Consider the following 15,630-nt stretch of genomic DNA (forward strand, 5'->3'; position numbering starts at 1 on the left):
ATGTGGAAGCCCAGTAATGGGTGGAGCTGACCGGTACTAATAGGCCGAGGGCTTGTCCTCAGTTGCTCGCGTCCACTGTGTTAGTTCTGAAGCAACGAACACGCCCCCTGCGGGGTGCGGCGGTTCGTAAACTTCATAGAGTTTCGGTGGTCATAGCGTTAGGGAAACGCCCGGTTACATTCCGAACCCGGAAGCTAAGCCTTTCAGCGCCGATGGTACTGCAGGGGGGACCCTGTGGGAGAGTAGGACGCCGCCGAACAATCATTAGCCTCAACCCCCAGACCTTGTCCGGGGGTTGAGGCATTTTTGCGTTCTGCTGCCCGACGGTGCCCCCTGTGCGCGGCGGTGTTGTGGCTGAGGGTAAGGTCGGGGGGCATCGTCCGTACGTTCCCAGCAGGAGGCCCCCGGGTGGAGGTCCAGGAGACTCGCGTTCAGACCGACCGGGTCCTCACCATCCCCAATATCCTGAGCATGGCTCGGCTCGTGGGTGTGCCGCTGTTCCTGTGGCTGATTCTCCGACCTGTGTTCGGCGGTCCCAACAGTGATGGCTGGGCCCTGCTCGTGCTGATGCTCAGCGGTGTCAGCGACTATCTCGACGGCAAACTCGCCCGGCGCTGGAACCAGATCAGCAGCCTCGGCCGGCTGCTCGACCCCGCCGCCGACCGTCTGTACATCCTGTCCACTCTCGTCGGGCTCACCTGGCGGGAGATCCTGCCGTTGTGGCTGACCGCCGCTCTCCTGGCGCGCGAGGCCATGCTGCTCGTGATGGTGGGAATCCTCCGCCGGCACGGGTACCCGCCGCCGCAGGTGAACTTCCTCGGGAAAGCTGCGACTTTCAACTTGATGTACGCGTTCCCGTTGCTGCTTCTCAGTGACGGAACGGGCTGGCTTTCGTCACTCGCTGAAGTTTTCGGGTGGGCCTTCGCCGGATGGGGTACAACTCTGTATTGGTGGGCAGGGATCCTCTACGTGGTCCAGGTCCGTCGACTCGTGAAGGCGGATACCGCGGCCGATTGAGCCCGTCTGTCCTGTGTCGAGCAGCGTCGCCGGCAACAACGAGGACGTCCGAGGGTTTCTCAGCAGACAGGTGAAGTCGGCAGGACCGTCGTCTCTTCAAGGAGGACGCTTCCGACATGAAGGCCGTCGTGATGGCCGGTGGCGAAGGAACCCGCCTTCGCCCCATGACCTCGAGCATGCCCAAGCCTCTGCTGCCGGTGGTGAACCGGCCGATCATGGAGCACGTCCTACGACTGCTCAAGAGGCACGGTCTCAACGAGACCGTCGTCACCGTGCAGTTTCTCGCCTCTCTCGTCAGGAACTACTTCGGCGACGGAGAAGAGCTGGGGATGGAGCTCACGTATGCCAACGAGGAAAAGCCACTCGGTACAGCGGGAAGTGTGAAGAACGCCGAGGAAGCGTTGAAGGACGACGCTTTTCTCGTCATCTCGGGTGACGCCCTCACCGATTTCGACCTCTCCGATCTCATCGCCTTCCACAAGGAGAAGGGCGCCCTCGTCACGGTCTGTCTGACCCGGGTGCCCAATCCGCTGGAATTCGGGATCACGATCGTCGACGAAGAGGGCAAGGTCGAGCGGTTCCTGGAGAAACCCACCTGGGGGCAGGTCTTCTCGGACACCGTGAACACGGGCATCTACGTGATGGAGCCCGAGGTCTTCGACTATGTCGAAGCGGATGTTCCGGTCGACTGGTCGGGTGATGTCTTCCCGCAGCTCATGAAGGAGGGCAAGCCGATCTTCGGCTATGTCGCCGAGGGCTACTGGGAGGACGTCGGCACTCACGAGAGCTATGTGAAGGCCCAGGCGGACGTCCTGGAGGGCAAGGTCCAGGTCGACATCGACGGCTTCGAGATCTCGCCCGGGGTCTGGGTCGCCGAAGGCGCCGAGGTGCACCCCGAGGCGGAGCTGCGCGGGCCGCTCTACATCGGTGACTACGCCAAGGTCGAGGCCGGCGCCGAGATCCGCGAGCACACCGTCATCGGCTCCAACGTGGTCGTCAAGAGCGGCGCCTTCCTGCACAAGGCGGTCGTCCACGACAACGTCTACATCGGGCAGCAGAGCAATCTGCGCGGCTGTGTGATCGGGAAGAACACCGACATCATGCGGGCCGCCCGGATCGAGGACGGGGCCGTCATCGGCGACGAGTGCCTCGTTGGCGAAGAATCGATCGTGCAGGGGAACGTGCGCGTCTACCCCTTCAAGACCATCGAGGCGGGCGCCTTCGTCAACACCTCCGTCATCTGGGAGTCCCGTGGTCAGGCCCATCTCTTCGGTGCCCGCGGGGTCTCCGGAATCCTGAACGTCGAGATCACCCCCGAGCTGGCCGTACGGCTGGCGGGGGCGTACGCGACGACCCTGAAGAAGGGATCGACCGTCACCACCGCGCGCGATCACTCCCGGGGCGCCCGGGCGCTGAAGCGGGCGGTGATCTCGGCGCTGCAGGCCAGCGCCATCGACGTACGGGACCTGGAGAACGTACCGCTGCCGGTGGCACGGCAGCAGACCGCGCGGGGAAGTGCCGGCGGGATCATGGTGCGGACCTCGCCCGGGGTGCCCGACTCCGTGGACATCATGTTCTTCGACGAACGCGGAGCGGACCTCTCGCAGGGCGGGCAGCGGAAGCTCGACCGGGTGTTCGCGCGCCAGGAGTACCGGCGGGCGTTCCCCGGGGAGATCGGTGACCTGTCGTTCCCGGCGAGCGTCTTCGACTCGTACACCGGGTCGCTGCTGCGGAACGTGGACACGACGGGGATCGCCGAGGCGGGTCTGAAGGTCGTCGTGGACGCCTCCAACGGCAGCGCCGGGCTCGTCCTGCCCAGTCTGCTCGGGCGGCTCCAGGTCGACTCGCTCACCATCAACCCCGGGCTCGACGAATCCCGGCCAACCGAGTCCGCCGAGAGCCGGCGGGCCGGGCTGGTGCGGCTCGGGGAGATCGTGGCCTCGGCGCGGGCCGCGTTCGGCGTGCGGTTCGACCCCGTCGGCGAGCGGCTCTCGCTCGTGGACGAGCGGGGGCGGATCATCGAGGACGACCGGGCGCTCCTGGTGATGCTCGACCTGGTGGCGGCCGAGCGGCGGTCCGGGCGGGTCGCGCTGCCGGTCACCACGACCCGTATCGCCGAGCAGGTCGCCGCGTACCACGGCACCCAGGTCGAGTGGACGACCACCTCGCCCGACGACCTCACGCGGGTCGGGCGCGAGGAGTCGACGATCTTCGGCGGTGACGGGCGCGGCGGGTTCATCGTGCCCGAGTTCAGCAGCGTCTTCGACGGGGCCGCCGCCTTCGTGCGGCTGATCGGCCTCGTCGCGCGGACGCAGCTCACGCTGAGCCAGATCGACGCCCGGATCCCGCGGGCGCATGTCCTGAGGAAGGACATCGCCACCCCGTGGGCCGTGAAGGGCCTCGTGATGCGCCGGGTGGTGGAGGCGGCCGGCAGCCGGTCCGTGGACACCACCGACGGAGTGCGGGTGGTCGAGGCCGACGGGCGGTGGGTGATGGTGCTGCCCGACCCCGCCGAGGCCGTCACCCATCTGTGGGCGGAGGGGCCCGACGACGCCTCCGCCCAGGCCCTGCTCGACGAGTGGGCCGAGGTGGTCGACAGCGCAGGTCGCTGACGGTTCGGGGCGGTCCGGCCGGGAGGTGCCCGCGGGGTGCCTCCCGGCTGTAGGGAGGGGCCATTCGGCGGTAGGCCGTGCGACGTGCGACGATGTGCGGCATGTCGCAGCAGCCCCCCGTTCGGAGCATCGGATCACCGCCGCCGCGTCCGGACGCGTCCATGTCGCTGCTGAACAACGTGATCGACCACGCGCTCGACGACGGCTACGCCGAGGCGACCGCCCGGCGCGCGGCCGAGGGCGGCGGGCTGCCCCGTAACCTGCGGGCCAAGCTGGGTGTCGCCGCGGGTCTGCTGCTCGCCGCCGCCGTGGTGACCGTCGGGGCCGCCGAGGCGCGGATTTCCGCGCCGGTCGTCGCCAAGGAGCGGCAGGACCTGATCGACCGGATCGAGCGGGAGACGTCGACCGCCGATCAGCTGGAGGCGGACGTCGAGCGGATCCGGACCGAGGTCGGGGGCCGTCAGCGGCAGGCTCTGCAGCAGCACGGCGGCGACCAGGCCGAGCTCGTGGCGCTGCTCTCCGGCGCGACGCCCGTGCACGGCCCCGGTGTGAAGCTCGTCGTCGACGACGCCAAGGGCACCGACACCGGTGGCGGCGGGCCGAGGGAGAGCAGTGGCTTCTCCGACACGGGCCGGGTCCGCGACCGGGACATGCAGCGGGTGATCAACGGGCTGTGGGAATCGGGTGCCGAGGCAGTCGCGATCAACGGGCAGCGGCTGACATCGCTGTCCGCGATCCGGGCCGCCGGTGACGCCATACTGGTCGACAACAAGCCGCTGGTGCCGCCGTACACCGTCCTCGCGATCGGGGACGGACAGCGGCTGAGCACCGCGTTCCAGGACAGCGCCGACGGGCAGTATCTGCACGCGCTGGTGGAGAACTTCGGGATCAGGAGCAGCATCTCGGCCGAGGGCGACGTACGCCTGCCGGCCGCGCCGAGCCTGACCGTACGTACCGCAGAGCCGAGGGGGGCCGGGGTGGCGACGCCCTCCGGTCGGGCCACGGCCGACACAGGGAAGGGCACATCGTGATCGCCGTACTGGGCCTGATCGTCGGAGTCGTGGTCGGACTGTTGGTCCGCCCCGAGGTTCCGGCGGTGGTCGAGCCCTATCTTCCGATCGCCGTGGTCGCCGCCCTCGACGCGGTCTTCGGCGGCCTGCGGGCCATGCTCGACGGGATCTTCGTCGACAAGGTCTTCGTGGTCTCGTTCCTGTCCAACGTGGTCGTGGCCGCGCTGATCGTCTTCCTCGGCGACAAGCTGGGCGTGGGCGCGCAGCTGTCGACCGGTGTGGTCGTCGTGCTGGGCATCCGCATCTTCTCCAACGCTGCCGCCATCCGACGGCACGTCTTCCGGGCGTGAGGCCGATGAGCGAGAACCCTCAGAACCCGGAGCGGCCCGAGCAGGAGCCCGCTCGGGGCCCCGAGAAGCCTGAGATGCCTGGGACGCCCGAGGCGTCCGAGGCGTCCGAGAGCCCCGGGACGGCCAAGACTCCTGAGACGCCCAAGACTCCTGTGGAGCCTGTGCCGCCTGCGACGCCCAGGGTCGCGGAGCCCGGGGTCGTGCCTTCCGCGTCGGAGGTGCCGGCTGCGGCCGCTCCGTCCGGCGACGAGCCGAGTGGGCGGCGGAGGCTCGCCTCCGCCCTGTGGCCTCCGCGGGTGACCCGGGCCCAACTCGTCGTCGCGCTGCTGCTGTTCGTCCTCGGTCTCGGCCTGGCCATCCAGGTCTCCTCGACGAGCGAGAACAGCGCCCTGCGCGGGGCCCGTCAGGAGGACCTCGTACGGATCCTCGACGAACTCGACGACCGCACGCAGCGCCTGGAGGACGAGAAGGCCCGGCTGGAGAAGCAGCGCACCGAGCTGGAGTCCAGCTCGGACCAGGCCGAGGAAGCGCGCAAGCAGACCCAGGAGAAGGAGCGGCAGCTCGGCATCCTGGCCGGCAGCGTCGCCGCAGAGGGCCCGGGCATCACCCTCACCGTGGGGGATCCCACCGGTGCGGTCGAGTCCGACATGCTGCTCGACGCCATCCAGGAGCTGCGCGCGGCCGGCGCCGAGGCGATCCAGGTCAACGGTGTCCGGGTCGTCGCGGACAGTTATTTCACCGGTAGCGGTGATGACATGCGGATCGATGGAACGAAGGTGGCCGCTCCGTACGTCTTCAAGGTCATCGGCAAGCCGGAGGATCTCGAGCCCGCGCTCAACATCCCCGGAGGTGTCGTGCAGACCCTGGAGAAGGAGCAGGCCACAGCCACGGTGGAGCGGTCGGCGAAGATCGTCGTCGACGCCTTGCGACCCGCGAAGCGGCCTGACTACGCTCAGTCGTCCTCCCAGTGAGCGGGGACGAAGGGGGTCCCGCGACAAGGGCAAGACGTTGCGGGGGGTCGGCGCACCACAACGGTGGTGCGTGGTGGAAACTGTCCGGAGGATACGGACGTTGTGAAAGTGTCCGGGTCGGCAGGTGTGAAGGATCTCGGTTCGTCCTGCCCCACGGGCGGGTCTGTTTCGGTCAAGGGGAATCGCCCGTGAAGTTGTTTGCGAAGTTGTTCGGCAAGAGCGCACGTGAGGACGGCGGCAACGCCAGGCACGCCGCGCCGCGCCACGCCCAGAGCGAGGAGCAGGGTGGCGAGCGCCCGCTCTTCCGCGACGAGGTCGACGGTCGGGGCGGTGACATTCCGGGCACACAGGGCGCGTCTTCTGTTGACCCCGCCGGTGCCGCCCGCATAGGTTTCGGAGAACCATCAACCTCAAGTACGGGTGGAGGGTTTGTGTCCGACCCGTACGCGACACAGACCTCCGCGGGGCAGCCGCGGCAGGAGGATGCGTCCATGCCGGTGTGTACGAGGTGCGGTCATCGCAACACGGCCGACAGCCGCTTCTGCTCCCACTGCGGCACGCCGCTGCGGGGCGGGGTCGCCGCCGAGCGTGCGTCGGAGACGACGTCGACCATCTCCATCTCGGGTCTCGAGGCGTACGACGCGGAGGTCACCGGTCAGACGGCCCTTCCGTCGCTGTCTCCCGAGGCACTCGCCGCCGTGGAGGCGCTGCCCTCGGGCTCCGCGCTCCTCGTGGTGCGCCGGGGGCCGAACTCGGGCAGCCGGTTCCTGCTCGACAGCGAGCTGACGACTGCCGGCCGTCACCCGCAGAGCGACATCTTCCTGGACGACTTCACCGTCTCCCGGCGTCATGTCGAGTTCCGCCGGGCCCAGGACGGCAGCTTCACCGTCGCCGACGTCGGCAGCCTCAACGGCACCTACGTCAACCGTGAGCCGATCGACTCGGTCGTTCTGTCCAACGGCGACGAGGTGCAGATCGGCAAGTACCGGCTGGTCTTCTACTCGAGCCAGCGAGGCGTGTGACGCCTCGGGGAAGCCCCTTCAGGGAAGGTCCATGCTGCGAACACCGACGGGCGGTGCCGGATCCGGCACCGCCACCGCGGGCGACCGGCTGGTCAGCATCGGCACGGTGCTGAACCAGCTGCGCGACGAATTTCCCGAAGTGACGATCTCCAAGATCCGGTTCCTGGAGGCCGAGGGGCTGGTCGAGCCCCGTCGGACGGCCTCCGGATACCGGAAGTTCAGCCCGCAGGACGTGGAGCGGCTCGCCCGCATCCTGCGGATGCAGCGGGACCACTACCTCCCGCTGAAGGTCATCCGCGAGCACCTCGACGCCCTCGAACGGGGCGAGCAGATCAAGCTCCCCGCGCCCGGCCGGCGGCGGGACCTCCTCGAAGGGTCCTGGGAGCAGGACGAGGAGGAGACGCCGACCGTCGCGCGGATCGGTCGGGACGAGCTGATCGCCGCCGCCGAGGTGACCGAGACCGAGCTCGCCGAGTGGGAGTCGTACGGGCTGATCTCCGAGACGGAGGGCGGCGGCTACGAGGCCGAGGCCGTCACCGTCGCCAGGCTCGTCGCGGATCTGGGGAGATTCGGCCTGGAGCCGCGGCATCTGCGGGCCGTCAAGGCGGCCGCCGACCGGGAAGCCGGGCTGATCGAGCAGGTGGTGGCGCCGCTGCGCCGGCACCGTAACCCGCAGACCAGGGCCCATGCGGAGGCCACCGCGAAGGAGCTCGCCGCGCAGTCGGTGCGCCTGCACGCCGCGCTCGTCCAGACCGCACTGGGGATTCGGCTGCAGTGACCCTGGTGGGTGCGTGCGGAGGGGGTCTGGAGGGGCCCGACTATCCAAACCGGTCGGGCACGTCCTAGGGTTGCTGTGTGAACGAGCTCGACGTTGTGGGTGTCCGGGTGGAAATGCCCTCCAACCAGCCGATCGTGCTCCTGCGTGAAGTGGGAGGCGATCGGTACCTCCCCATCTGGATCGGACCGGGGGAGGCGACCGCGATCGCCTTCGCCCAGCAGGGGATGGCTCCTCCGCGGCCGCTGACGCACGACCTGTTCAAGGACGTGCTGGAGGCCGTCGGTCAGGAGCTGACCGAGGTCCGCATCACGGATCTGCGTGACGGGGTCTTCTACGCCGAGCTGGTCTTCGCCAGCGGCGTCGAGGTGAGCGCGCGGCCGTCCGACGCGATAGCCCTGGCCCTTCGGACCGGAACGCCGATCTTCGGCAGCGACGGTGTGCTGGACGACGCCGGTATCGCGATTCCGGACGAGCAGGAGGACGAGGTGGAGAAGTTCCGCGAGTTCCTCGACCAGATCTCACCGGAGGACTTCGGGAGCAGCAACCAGTGAGGCGGAGCGGTGCGGCCGGAGGCCGTTCGCGGGGTGCCGTCAGAGCATTCGAGTAGCCTTTCCCCGGAGAGGGACACGCGAAACCACTCTCAGGGTGATTATCACTCGGCGTGCCGAGTGTGGCGATCGTTGACGCACCCCGAGTGACTGCCTACCTTCGTGTGGGCAGGTCAAGGACGGAGGGTCGGCGTGATGAGCAGCGCGGACGGTACGGCAGGGAGCTCGCTCGGACGCGTGTCCGGGGAGAGCGGTCCGTATCCGCTTCACGGCAGTGGGGGCGACTTCGGGACGGACACCGGTGCCGGCGTCGCCGACGCGGCGATCGGCTACCGCGGACCGACGGCCTGCGCGGCCGCCGGGATCACCTATCGCCAGTTGGACTACTGGGCACGCACCGGACTCGTGGAACCGAGCGTGCGGCCCGCGTACGGGTCGGGGACGCAGCGGCTGTACAGCTTCCGCGACGTCGTCGTGCTGAAGATCGTCAAGCGGTTCCTCGACACCGGGGTGGCCCTCCAGAACATCCGGGCCGCGGTGCAGCACCTGCGTGCCCGGGGCTTCCGGGACCTGGAGCGGATGACGCTCATGAGCGACGGGGCCACCGTCTACGAGTGCTCCTCGCCCGACGAGGTCGTCGACCTCCTCCAGGGCGGGCAGGGCGTTTTCGGCATCGCCGTCGGGGTCGTCTGGCGTGACGTCGAGGCCGCGCTCTCGCAGCTCCACGGGGAGCGGGTCGACACCGGCGAGACGCTGGTCGGGCACAACCCGGGCGACGAGTTGGCGCGGCGGCGGCGCGACAAGGCGGTCTGAGGGCTTCGGCGGCCGCGGTTCGCCCGGAGTGCCCGGGCGTTCCGAGGGGGCGTTGTCAGTGGCGTAGGGCAGCATCGGACGTGTGAGAGCCGCGCCCACCATCCTGCATCTCGACATGGATGCCTTCTTCGCCGCCGCCGAGCAGGCGTCGAAGCCCAGCCTGCGCGGAAAGCCCGTGGTCGTCGGCGGCCTCGGGCCGCGCGGTGTGGTCGCGACCGCCTCCTACGAGGCCCGTCGTTTCGGGGTGCACTCGGCCATGCCGATGGGGCAGGCGCGGCGGCTCGCGCCGAACGCCGCGTATCTCGTGCCGCGCTTCGCCTTCTACCGTTCGATCAGCGAGCAGGTCATGGAGCTGTTGCGGCGGCTCTCCCCGCTCGTGGAGCCGCTCAGCCTCGACGAGGCCTTCGTCGACCTCGAGGCGGGCGGTGTCGCCGACGACAGCGCGGGCGCGCGGGCCGCGGGGGAGCGGCTGCGGGCCGACATCCTCGCGACGACGGGGCTCACCGGGTCCGTGGGTCTCGCGGGGTCCAAGATGATCGCGAAGATCGCCTCCGAGGAGGCCAAGCCGGACGGGCTCGTGCTCATCGAGCCCGGCACCGAGCGTGAGCTGCTCGGGCCGCGATCGGTGCGGATCCTGCCCGGGGTCGGGCCGGCGACCGGGGAGCATCTGCGGCGCGCCGGGATGACCACCGTCGCCGACCTCGTGGAGGCGGGCGAGGACGAGCTCGTACGGCTCCTGGGACGGGCGCACGGGGCCTCGCTGTACCTGATGGCCCAGGGGTACGACGATCGGCCCGTGGTGGCCGAGCGGGACGCCAAGTCCGTGTCCGTCGAGGACACCTTCGACACGGACATCCACGACCGGGTACGGATCCGGATCGAGGTCGAACGGCTCGCGGAGAGGTGCGTGGGGCGGCTGCGGGCCTCCGGGCACTCCGGGCGGACCATCGTCCTGAAGGTGCGCCGGTACGACTTCTCGACGCTCACCCGGTCCGAGACGCTGCGGGGGCCGACGGACGACCCCGTTGTCGTACGGGAGGCCGCGGGGCGGCTCCTGGAGGCCGTGGACACGACGGGGGGTGTGCGCTTGCTGGGCGTGGGGGTGAGCGGGCTCGCGGACTACACGCAGGAGGACCTGTTCGCTCAGGCGGAGGCCGAGGCCTCGGAGCGGCCGGCGGAGGAGGAGGCCGCGGTCGAGGAGGCCGAGGCGGCGCCCTCCACCGCGACCGAGACGGCCGAGCGGGGGTGGGCGCCGGGGCGTGACGTGCGGCACGCCGTGTACGGGCCCGGGTGGGTCCAGGGGAGCGGGGTCGGGCGGGTCACGGTGCGGTTCGAGGAGCCGTGGTCCGGGCCCGGGCGGGTGCGGACGTTCGCCGTGGACGACCCCGAGCTGGAGCCTTCGGAGCCCTTGCCGCTGGTGCGGGGGGACGCGGCCGCCTGACCCGCACCGGCCCTGCGGTGCGGGTCTTCCGGTGGCCGCTTCGTCTTCGGGGCTCTCAGGTGCCGTCCTGGCCCGCCAGGCGGCCGAAGTCCTTGTCCGGGGTGTCCGGGGGCGGGGGCGGCAGGGCGAGGCTGTAGTGGCGGTAGAGCTGGAGTTCCTGCTCAGGCGAGAGGTGGCGGCCCACTCCGAAGTCCGGGGCGTCCTTGATCAGGCCCCTCTCGTACGGGATGTGGAGGCCGTCGTCGAGAAGTGCGCTCGGCTCCAGGGGGACGAAGGCGTCCCGGCTGAACAGGCCGGTGCGGACCGCGGCCCATTCCGGGATCCCGGTCGCGTCGTCCAGGTACACCTCGTCCACGGTTCCGATCTTGTGCCCGTTCCGGTCGAACGCCTTGCGGCCGATCAGGCTGCGCGGATCGATATCGGTCTGCACGGTCCCTCCAACTGGTCGCAACTGCTCTACACCCCTACGAAAGTGCACATCTGGGATGTCGGCCACTTGAGCGATGGGAGCCGCAACCTCGCTGGTAGGCTGGTTGTGGCTGTCGACCCTGTGCGGGAGAGTCCCCCGGAGAAACCTTCCGGTGGGCGCCGAAGGAGCAAATCCTCCCCGGAATCTCTCAGGCCCCTGTACCGCGCGGACGAGGTCACTCTGGAAAGCAGAGCGGATGTCCGACGGCATCCCGCTCTCACCGACGGTGAAAGCCGGCGGGCCGCGAGGCGTGCCGGTGAAACTCTCAGGTTGAGATGACAGAGGGGGAGGCCGTCCGGGTACCCGCGCCGTGGTGCCCCTCGCAGGTCGTGACGACCAGGAGGCCTCCGTACATGACCGCCAACCGCACTCCGCTCTCCGAGCTCGAACAGGGCATCCCGTTCGAGCAGCGGCACATCGGGCCCGACGCCGAGGCCCGGGCCAAGATGCTCGCCCAGGTCGGTTACGGCTCGCTCGACGAGCTCACGGCCGCCGCGGTGCCGGACGTCATCAAGAACGCCGAGGCCCTGGGCCTGCCGGCCGCCCGCACCGAGGCCGAGGTCCTCGCCGAGCTGCGCACGCTCGCCGACCGCAACCAGGTCCTCGCCCCGATGATCGGTCTCGGCTACTACGGGACCTTCACCCCGCCGGTCATCCTCCGGAACGTCATGGAGAACCCGGCCTGGTACACCGCCTACACGCCGTACCAGCCCGAGATCTCGCAGGGCCGCCTCGAGGCCCTGCTCAACTTCCAGACCATGGTCGCCGACCTCACCGGTCTGCCCACCTCCGGCGCCTCCCTCCTCGACGAGGGCACCGCCGCCGCCGAGGCCATGGCCCTCTCGCGGCGCGTCGGCAAGGTCAAGAACGGTGTCTTCCTCGTCGACGCCGACGCCCTGCCGCAGACCATCGCCGTCATCGAGACCCGTGCCGAGCCGACCGGTGTCGAGGTCGTCGTCGCCGACCTGAGCGAGGGCATCCCCGCCGAGGTCGCCGAGCGCGGTGTCTTCGGTGTGCTCATCCAGTACCCCGGTGCCTCCGGCGCCGTCCGCGACATCAAGCCGCTGGTCGACGCCGCCCACGAGCTCGGCGCGATCGTCACCGTCGCCGCCGACCTGCTCGCGCTCACCCTGCTCACCTCGCCCGGTGAGCTCGGCGCCGACATCGCCGTCGGCACCACCCAGCGCTTCGGCGTTCCCATGGGCTTCGGCGGTCCGCACGCCGGCTACATGGCCGTCCAGGACAAGCACGCCCGCTCCCTGCCCGGCCGCCTCGTCGGCGTCTCCGTCGACGCCGACGGCAACCGCGCCTACCGCCTGGCCCTGCAGACCCGCGAGCAGCACATCCGCCGCGAGAAGGCCACCAGCAACATCTGCACCGCTCAGGTGCTGCTCGCCGTCATGGCCGGCATGTACGCCGTCTACCACGGTCCGGACGGCCTGAAGCAGATCGCCGAGCGCACCCACCGCTACGCCGCCATCCTCGCCGCCGGGCTCACCGCCGGTGGCGTCGAGGTCGTGCACGGTTCCTTCTTCGACACCCTCACCGTCCGCGTGCCCGGCAAGGCCGACGAGGTCGTCGCCGCCGCCCGCGAGGCCGGGGTGAACCTCTACCGCGTCGACGCCGACCTCGTGTCGGTCTCCTGCGACGAGACCACCGGGCGCGAGCAGCTCGCCGCCGTCTGGGGCGCCTTCGGTGTCGAGGGTGACGTCGAGGCCCTCGACGCCGTCACCGAGGAGACGCTTCCCGCCGGTCTGCTGCGCTCCGACGCGTACCTGACCCACCCGGTCTTCCACGCGCACCGCTCCGAGACCTCGATGCTGCGCTACCTGCGCAAGCTCGCGGACCGCGACTACGCGCTCGACCGCGGCATGATCCCGCTCGGCTCCTGCACCATGAAGCTGAACGCGACCACCGAGATGGAGCCGGTGACCTGGCCCGAGTTCGGCCAGATCCACCCCTTCGCGCCGGTCGACCAGGCCGCCGGATACCTCACGCTCATCAACGAGCTGGAGGAGCGCCTCGCCGAGGTCACCGGCTACGACAAGGTGTCGATCCAGCCCAACGCCGGTTCGCAGGGTGAGCTGGCCGGTCTCCTCGCCGTCCGCGCCTACCACCGCGCCAACGGCGACGAGCAGCGCACGGTGTGCCTCATCCCGTCCTCCGCGCACGGCACCAACGCCGCCTCCGCGGTCATGGCCGGCATGAAGGTCGTCGTCGTCAAGACCGCCGACGACGGTGAGGTCGACGTCGAGGACCTGCGCGCCAAGATCGCCCAGTACCGCGACGAGCTGTCCGTGCTGATGATCACGTACCCGTCCACGCACGGCGTCTTCGAGGAGCACGTCGCCGACATCTGCGCCGAGGTCCACGAGGCCGGCGGTCAGGTGTACGTCGACGGCGCCAACCTCAACGCGCTGGTCGGTCTCGCCAAGCCGGGTCACTTCGGCGGCGACGTCTCGCACCTGAACCTGCACAAGACCTTCTGCATCCCGCACGGCGGCGGCGGCCCCGGCGTCGGCCCGGTCGGCGTCCGCGCCCACCTCGCCCCGTACCTGCCGAACCACCCGCTCCAGCCCACCGCGGGCCCGGAGACCGGTGTCGGCCCGATCTCGGCCGCCCCGTGGGGCTCCGCCGGCATCCTGCCGATCTCGTGGTCGTACGTGCGCCTCATGGGTGGCGAGGGCCTCAAGCGCGCCACCCAGGTCGCCGTCCTCGCGGCGAACTACATCGCCAAGCGCCTCGAGCCGCACTTCCCGGTGCTCTACACCGGTCCGAACGGGCTGGTCGCGCACGAGTGCATCGTCGACATCCGTCCGCTGGCCAAGGCGACCGGCGTCAGCGTCGACGACATCGCCAAGCGCCTCATCGACTACGGCTTCCACGCCCCGACGATGTCCTTCCCGGTCGCCGGCACGCTGATGATCGAGCCGACCGAGTCCGAGGACCTGACCGAGCTCGACCGCTTCTGCGACACGATGATCGCGATCCGCGCCGAGATCGAGAAGGTCGCCTCGGGCGAGTGGCCCGCCGACGACAACCCGCTGCACAACGCCCCGCACACCGCGGCCGCGCTGGGCGGCGAGTGGAACCACCCGTACACCCGCGACGAGGCCGTCTTCCCGGCCGGTGTCTCGGCCGCCGACAAGTACTGGCCGCCGGTGCGCCGCATCGACGGTGCCTTCGGCGACCGGAACCTGGTCTGCTCCTGCCCGCCGCTGGACGAGTACGACAACTGAGCACGCGCCGAGGGCCGGTTCGGAGGAACTCCTCCGGGCCGGCCCTCGGCGTTTCCCTCGTACGCTGTCCTGCCGCTTCAGGCGGCGGTCGTCACCTGGCCCGCCGTCAGCGGCCGGTGCGGGGCGATGATCTGCCCGTCCGGCAGCAGTTCACCGGTGTCCTCGAAGAGCAGGACACCGTTGCACAGCAGGCTCCAGCCCTGCTCCGGGTGGTGTGCCATCAGTCGGGCCGCCTCCCGGTCGGCGGAGTCGGCGGTGGGACAGGCAGGCTGATGCTGGCACATGGGTGGGTTCTTTCGCTGCGTCGTGGTGGATGTCCTGCGGCTCTGCGCGGTCATGGCCGCCCCCGTCGTCGGTTCGGTTCCGATCCCAGTCTTGCCCCACGGACGGTCTTCCGCAGGTATTTCGCGGCAGCTCGTCCTCTCCTGGGAAGACGCATCACCCGCAGGGGCGGTTCAGGTCAACTGCACCGTCTCTTCGGGTGGTTCGGGGTGGTCCCAGCGGGCTAGTCCGTACGGGAGGGGCGTTCGGGAGGCGCGTTCGGGCGCGCGGCTCGGACAGCAGTGCGCCCCGTGACCCGGGCGGGTCACGGGGCGGCGACGCGTGGGATGGATCAGGCGGGCGCCGGCGAGCCCAGGAGGGGCGGCGGCGCGAGTCGCGTACTGAGCACGGGCAGGAGATCGGCGACCTGGTACGGGCGGTCGGCCGCGATCCCCGGGGGTGCGGGGGCCAGCGGCACCATGAGGTCGGCCGCGGCCGGGGCGACGGTCGTGTCGTCCGCCTCCGGTCCGGCGTGCAGCCAGAGCGTCAGCATGTAGAGCTCCGGTACGGACAGCAGTCGTGGTCGGTACGCGACCGGCAGGGCCTCGGCCTGGAGCAGGGCCCGTTCGGTGGCGGAGACGTACGGACCCTCGAAGAAGTGCGAGAAGGCCCAGCCGTCCGGCGTGAGCATGGTGTCCGCGGCGGCGATCGCCCGGTCCCCGTTCCGGATCAGGAAGCGCCAGCCGGCGAGCCGGGTACGGGGTGCGAGCCCCGGTGCTCCGGCGACGCCGAGGACGTGCACGGGCAGGGGGTGTTCGGGGCTCAGCGGTCCCTGTGCGGCCCGCAGCGCGGGAGTTCGCGGCTCGCGGACGGCGGTCGGTGAACCGAGGGCCGCGAGGACACTGCGGAGGGCCGGCGCAGGGGCCGGGGAGGGTCGGAGCATGATGGGTCGCCTCTCACTCAGGAGACACGGTGATGCGTGGGCAGGTACGACGGCGCTGTCGGCGGCGGGGCCAGAGAGGGGGCCATGAGGCCATGGCCGGGCGCCAACACTCTGCCTCGTCCGCGGAGTTTATACGACACGTGTTCACACAGTGTT

General features: G+C 70.1%; 14 protein-coding genes, 1 rRNA gene and 1 riboswitch. Of the genes, 12 read left to right on the forward strand and 3 right to left on the reverse strand.

Annotation, left to right across the window (positions count from 1 at the left end; translation table 11 throughout):
• The first annotated feature begins 142 nt into the window (after positions 1 to 142).
• From rrf to ABT041_RS08530, 11 genes are all read left to right on the forward strand, one after another.
• Positions 143 to 259: ribosomal RNA gene (gene rrf / locus ABT041_RS08480) — 5S ribosomal RNA — on the forward strand.
• 149 nt (positions 260 to 408) lie between these two features.
• A complete protein-coding gene (clsA, locus tag ABT041_RS08485; protein WP_351181077.1) occupies positions 409 to 1,017 on the forward strand; it encodes a cardiolipin synthase ClsA in 609 nt (202 codons plus the stop codon).
• A 116-nt stretch (positions 1,018 to 1,133) separates the two neighbouring features.
• Entirely contained in the window at positions 1,134 to 3,629 is a 2,496-nt protein-coding gene (locus ABT041_RS08490; protein WP_351181080.1) for a sugar phosphate nucleotidyltransferase, read from the forward strand.
• A 101-nt stretch (positions 3,630 to 3,730) separates the two neighbouring features.
• Positions 3,731 to 4,660 carry a DUF881 domain-containing protein gene (locus ABT041_RS08495; protein ID WP_351181083.1) on the forward strand — a complete coding sequence of 310 codons (930 nt, stop codon included), beginning with the start codon at positions 3,731 to 3,733 and terminating at the stop codon, positions 4,658 to 4,660.
• Positions 4,657 to 4,989: a small basic family protein gene (locus tag ABT041_RS08500; protein WP_015032176.1), complete on the forward strand. Its 333-nt coding sequence runs from the start codon at positions 4,657 to 4,659 to the stop codon at positions 4,987 to 4,989. Before ABT041_RS08495 ends, ABT041_RS08500 begins: the two co-directional genes overlap by 4 nt.
• Before the next feature lie 5 nt (positions 4,990 to 4,994).
• Entirely contained in the window at positions 4,995 to 5,960 is a 966-nt protein-coding gene (locus tag ABT041_RS08505) for a DUF881 domain-containing protein (RefSeq protein WP_351181088.1), read from the forward strand.
• Positions 5,961 to 6,040: 80 nt separating this feature from the next.
• Positions 6,041 to 6,982 carry an FHA domain-containing protein gene (locus ABT041_RS08510; RefSeq protein ID WP_351181957.1) on the forward strand — a complete coding sequence of 314 codons (942 nt, stop codon included), beginning with the start codon at positions 6,041 to 6,043 and terminating at the stop codon, positions 6,980 to 6,982.
• Between the two features lie 31 nt (positions 6,983 to 7,013).
• Positions 7,014 to 7,760 carry a transcriptional regulator FtsR gene (gene ftsR, locus ABT041_RS08515; RefSeq protein WP_351181091.1) on the forward strand — a complete coding sequence of 249 codons (747 nt, stop codon included), beginning with the start codon at positions 7,014 to 7,016 and terminating at the stop codon, positions 7,758 to 7,760.
• Between the two features lie 77 nt (positions 7,761 to 7,837).
• Positions 7,838 to 8,311 (forward strand): bifunctional nuclease family protein, encoded by a 474-nt coding sequence (locus ABT041_RS08520; protein WP_351181094.1) that lies wholly within the window; start codon positions 7,838 to 7,840, stop codon positions 8,309 to 8,311.
• A 192-nt stretch (positions 8,312 to 8,503) separates the two neighbouring features.
• Positions 8,504 to 9,121: a MerR family transcriptional regulator gene (locus ABT041_RS08525; protein WP_351181097.1), complete on the forward strand. Its 618-nt coding sequence runs from the start codon at positions 8,504 to 8,506 to the stop codon at positions 9,119 to 9,121.
• A gap of 82 nt (positions 9,122 to 9,203) precedes the next feature.
• Entirely contained in the window at positions 9,204 to 10,562 is a 1,359-nt protein-coding gene (locus tag ABT041_RS08530) for a DNA polymerase IV (RefSeq protein ID WP_351181100.1), read from the forward strand.
• A gap of 55 nt (positions 10,563 to 10,617) precedes the next feature.
• Here ABT041_RS08530 and ABT041_RS08535 read toward each other — a convergent pair whose 3' ends face one another.
• Positions 10,618 to 10,992, reverse strand: coding sequence for a PRC-barrel domain-containing protein (locus ABT041_RS08535; RefSeq protein WP_351181103.1), 375 nt, complete (start codon positions 10,990 to 10,992; stop codon positions 10,618 to 10,620).
• Between the two features lie 113 nt (positions 10,993 to 11,105).
• Positions 11,106 to 11,205: riboswitch (glycine riboswitch) on the forward strand.
• A 179-nt stretch (positions 11,206 to 11,384) separates the two neighbouring features.
• Between ABT041_RS08535 and gcvP the strand changes: the two genes are divergently transcribed.
• Positions 11,385 to 14,270: an aminomethyl-transferring glycine dehydrogenase gene (gene gcvP, locus ABT041_RS08540; protein ID WP_351181106.1), complete on the forward strand. Its 2,886-nt coding sequence runs from the start codon at positions 11,385 to 11,387 to the stop codon at positions 14,268 to 14,270.
• A 77-nt stretch (positions 14,271 to 14,347) separates the two neighbouring features.
• Here the strand turns inward: gcvP and ABT041_RS08545 are convergent, their stop codons facing one another.
• Together ABT041_RS08545 and ABT041_RS08550 are read right to left on the reverse strand one after the other, a co-directional pair.
• Positions 14,348 to 14,554 carry a DUF5999 family protein gene (locus ABT041_RS08545; protein WP_017238438.1) on the reverse strand — a complete coding sequence of 69 codons (207 nt, stop codon included), beginning with the start codon at positions 14,552 to 14,554 and terminating at the stop codon, positions 14,348 to 14,350.
• 329 nt (positions 14,555 to 14,883) lie between these two features.
• Positions 14,884 to 15,474 carry a hypothetical protein gene (locus ABT041_RS08550; RefSeq protein WP_351181110.1) on the reverse strand — a complete coding sequence of 197 codons (591 nt, stop codon included), beginning with the start codon at positions 15,472 to 15,474 and terminating at the stop codon, positions 14,884 to 14,886.
• Positions 15,475 to 15,630 lie beyond the last annotated feature (156 nt).

The organism is Streptomyces sp. NPDC002825, assembly GCF_040295385.1.
Lineage (GTDB): Bacteria > Actinomycetota > Actinomycetes > Streptomycetales > Streptomycetaceae > Streptomyces.

Coding starts and splice junctions, on each gene's coding strand:
- ABT041_RS08545 (WP_017238438.1), bottom strand. CDS start 14,554: ATGTGCCAGCATCAGCCTGCCTGTCCCACCGCCGACTCCGCCGACCGG.
- ABT041_RS08495 (WP_351181083.1), top strand. CDS start 3,731: ATGTCGCAGCAGCCCCCCGTTCGGAGCATCGGATCACCGCCGCCGCGT.
- gcvP (WP_351181106.1), top strand. CDS start 11,385: ATGACCGCCAACCGCACTCCGCTCTCCGAGCTCGAACAGGGCATCCCG.
- ABT041_RS08505 (WP_351181088.1), top strand. CDS start 4,995: ATGAGCGAGAACCCTCAGAACCCGGAGCGGCCCGAGCAGGAGCCCGCT.
- ABT041_RS08550 (WP_351181110.1), bottom strand. CDS start 15,474: ATGCTCCGACCCTCCCCGGCCCCTGCGCCGGCCCTCCGCAGTGTCCTC.
- ftsR (WP_351181091.1), top strand. CDS start 7,014: ATGCTGCGAACACCGACGGGCGGTGCCGGATCCGGCACCGCCACCGCG.
- ABT041_RS08490 (WP_351181080.1), top strand. CDS start 1,134: ATGAAGGCCGTCGTGATGGCCGGTGGCGAAGGAACCCGCCTTCGCCCC.
- ABT041_RS08525 (WP_351181097.1), top strand. CDS start 8,504: ATGAGCAGCGCGGACGGTACGGCAGGGAGCTCGCTCGGACGCGTGTCC.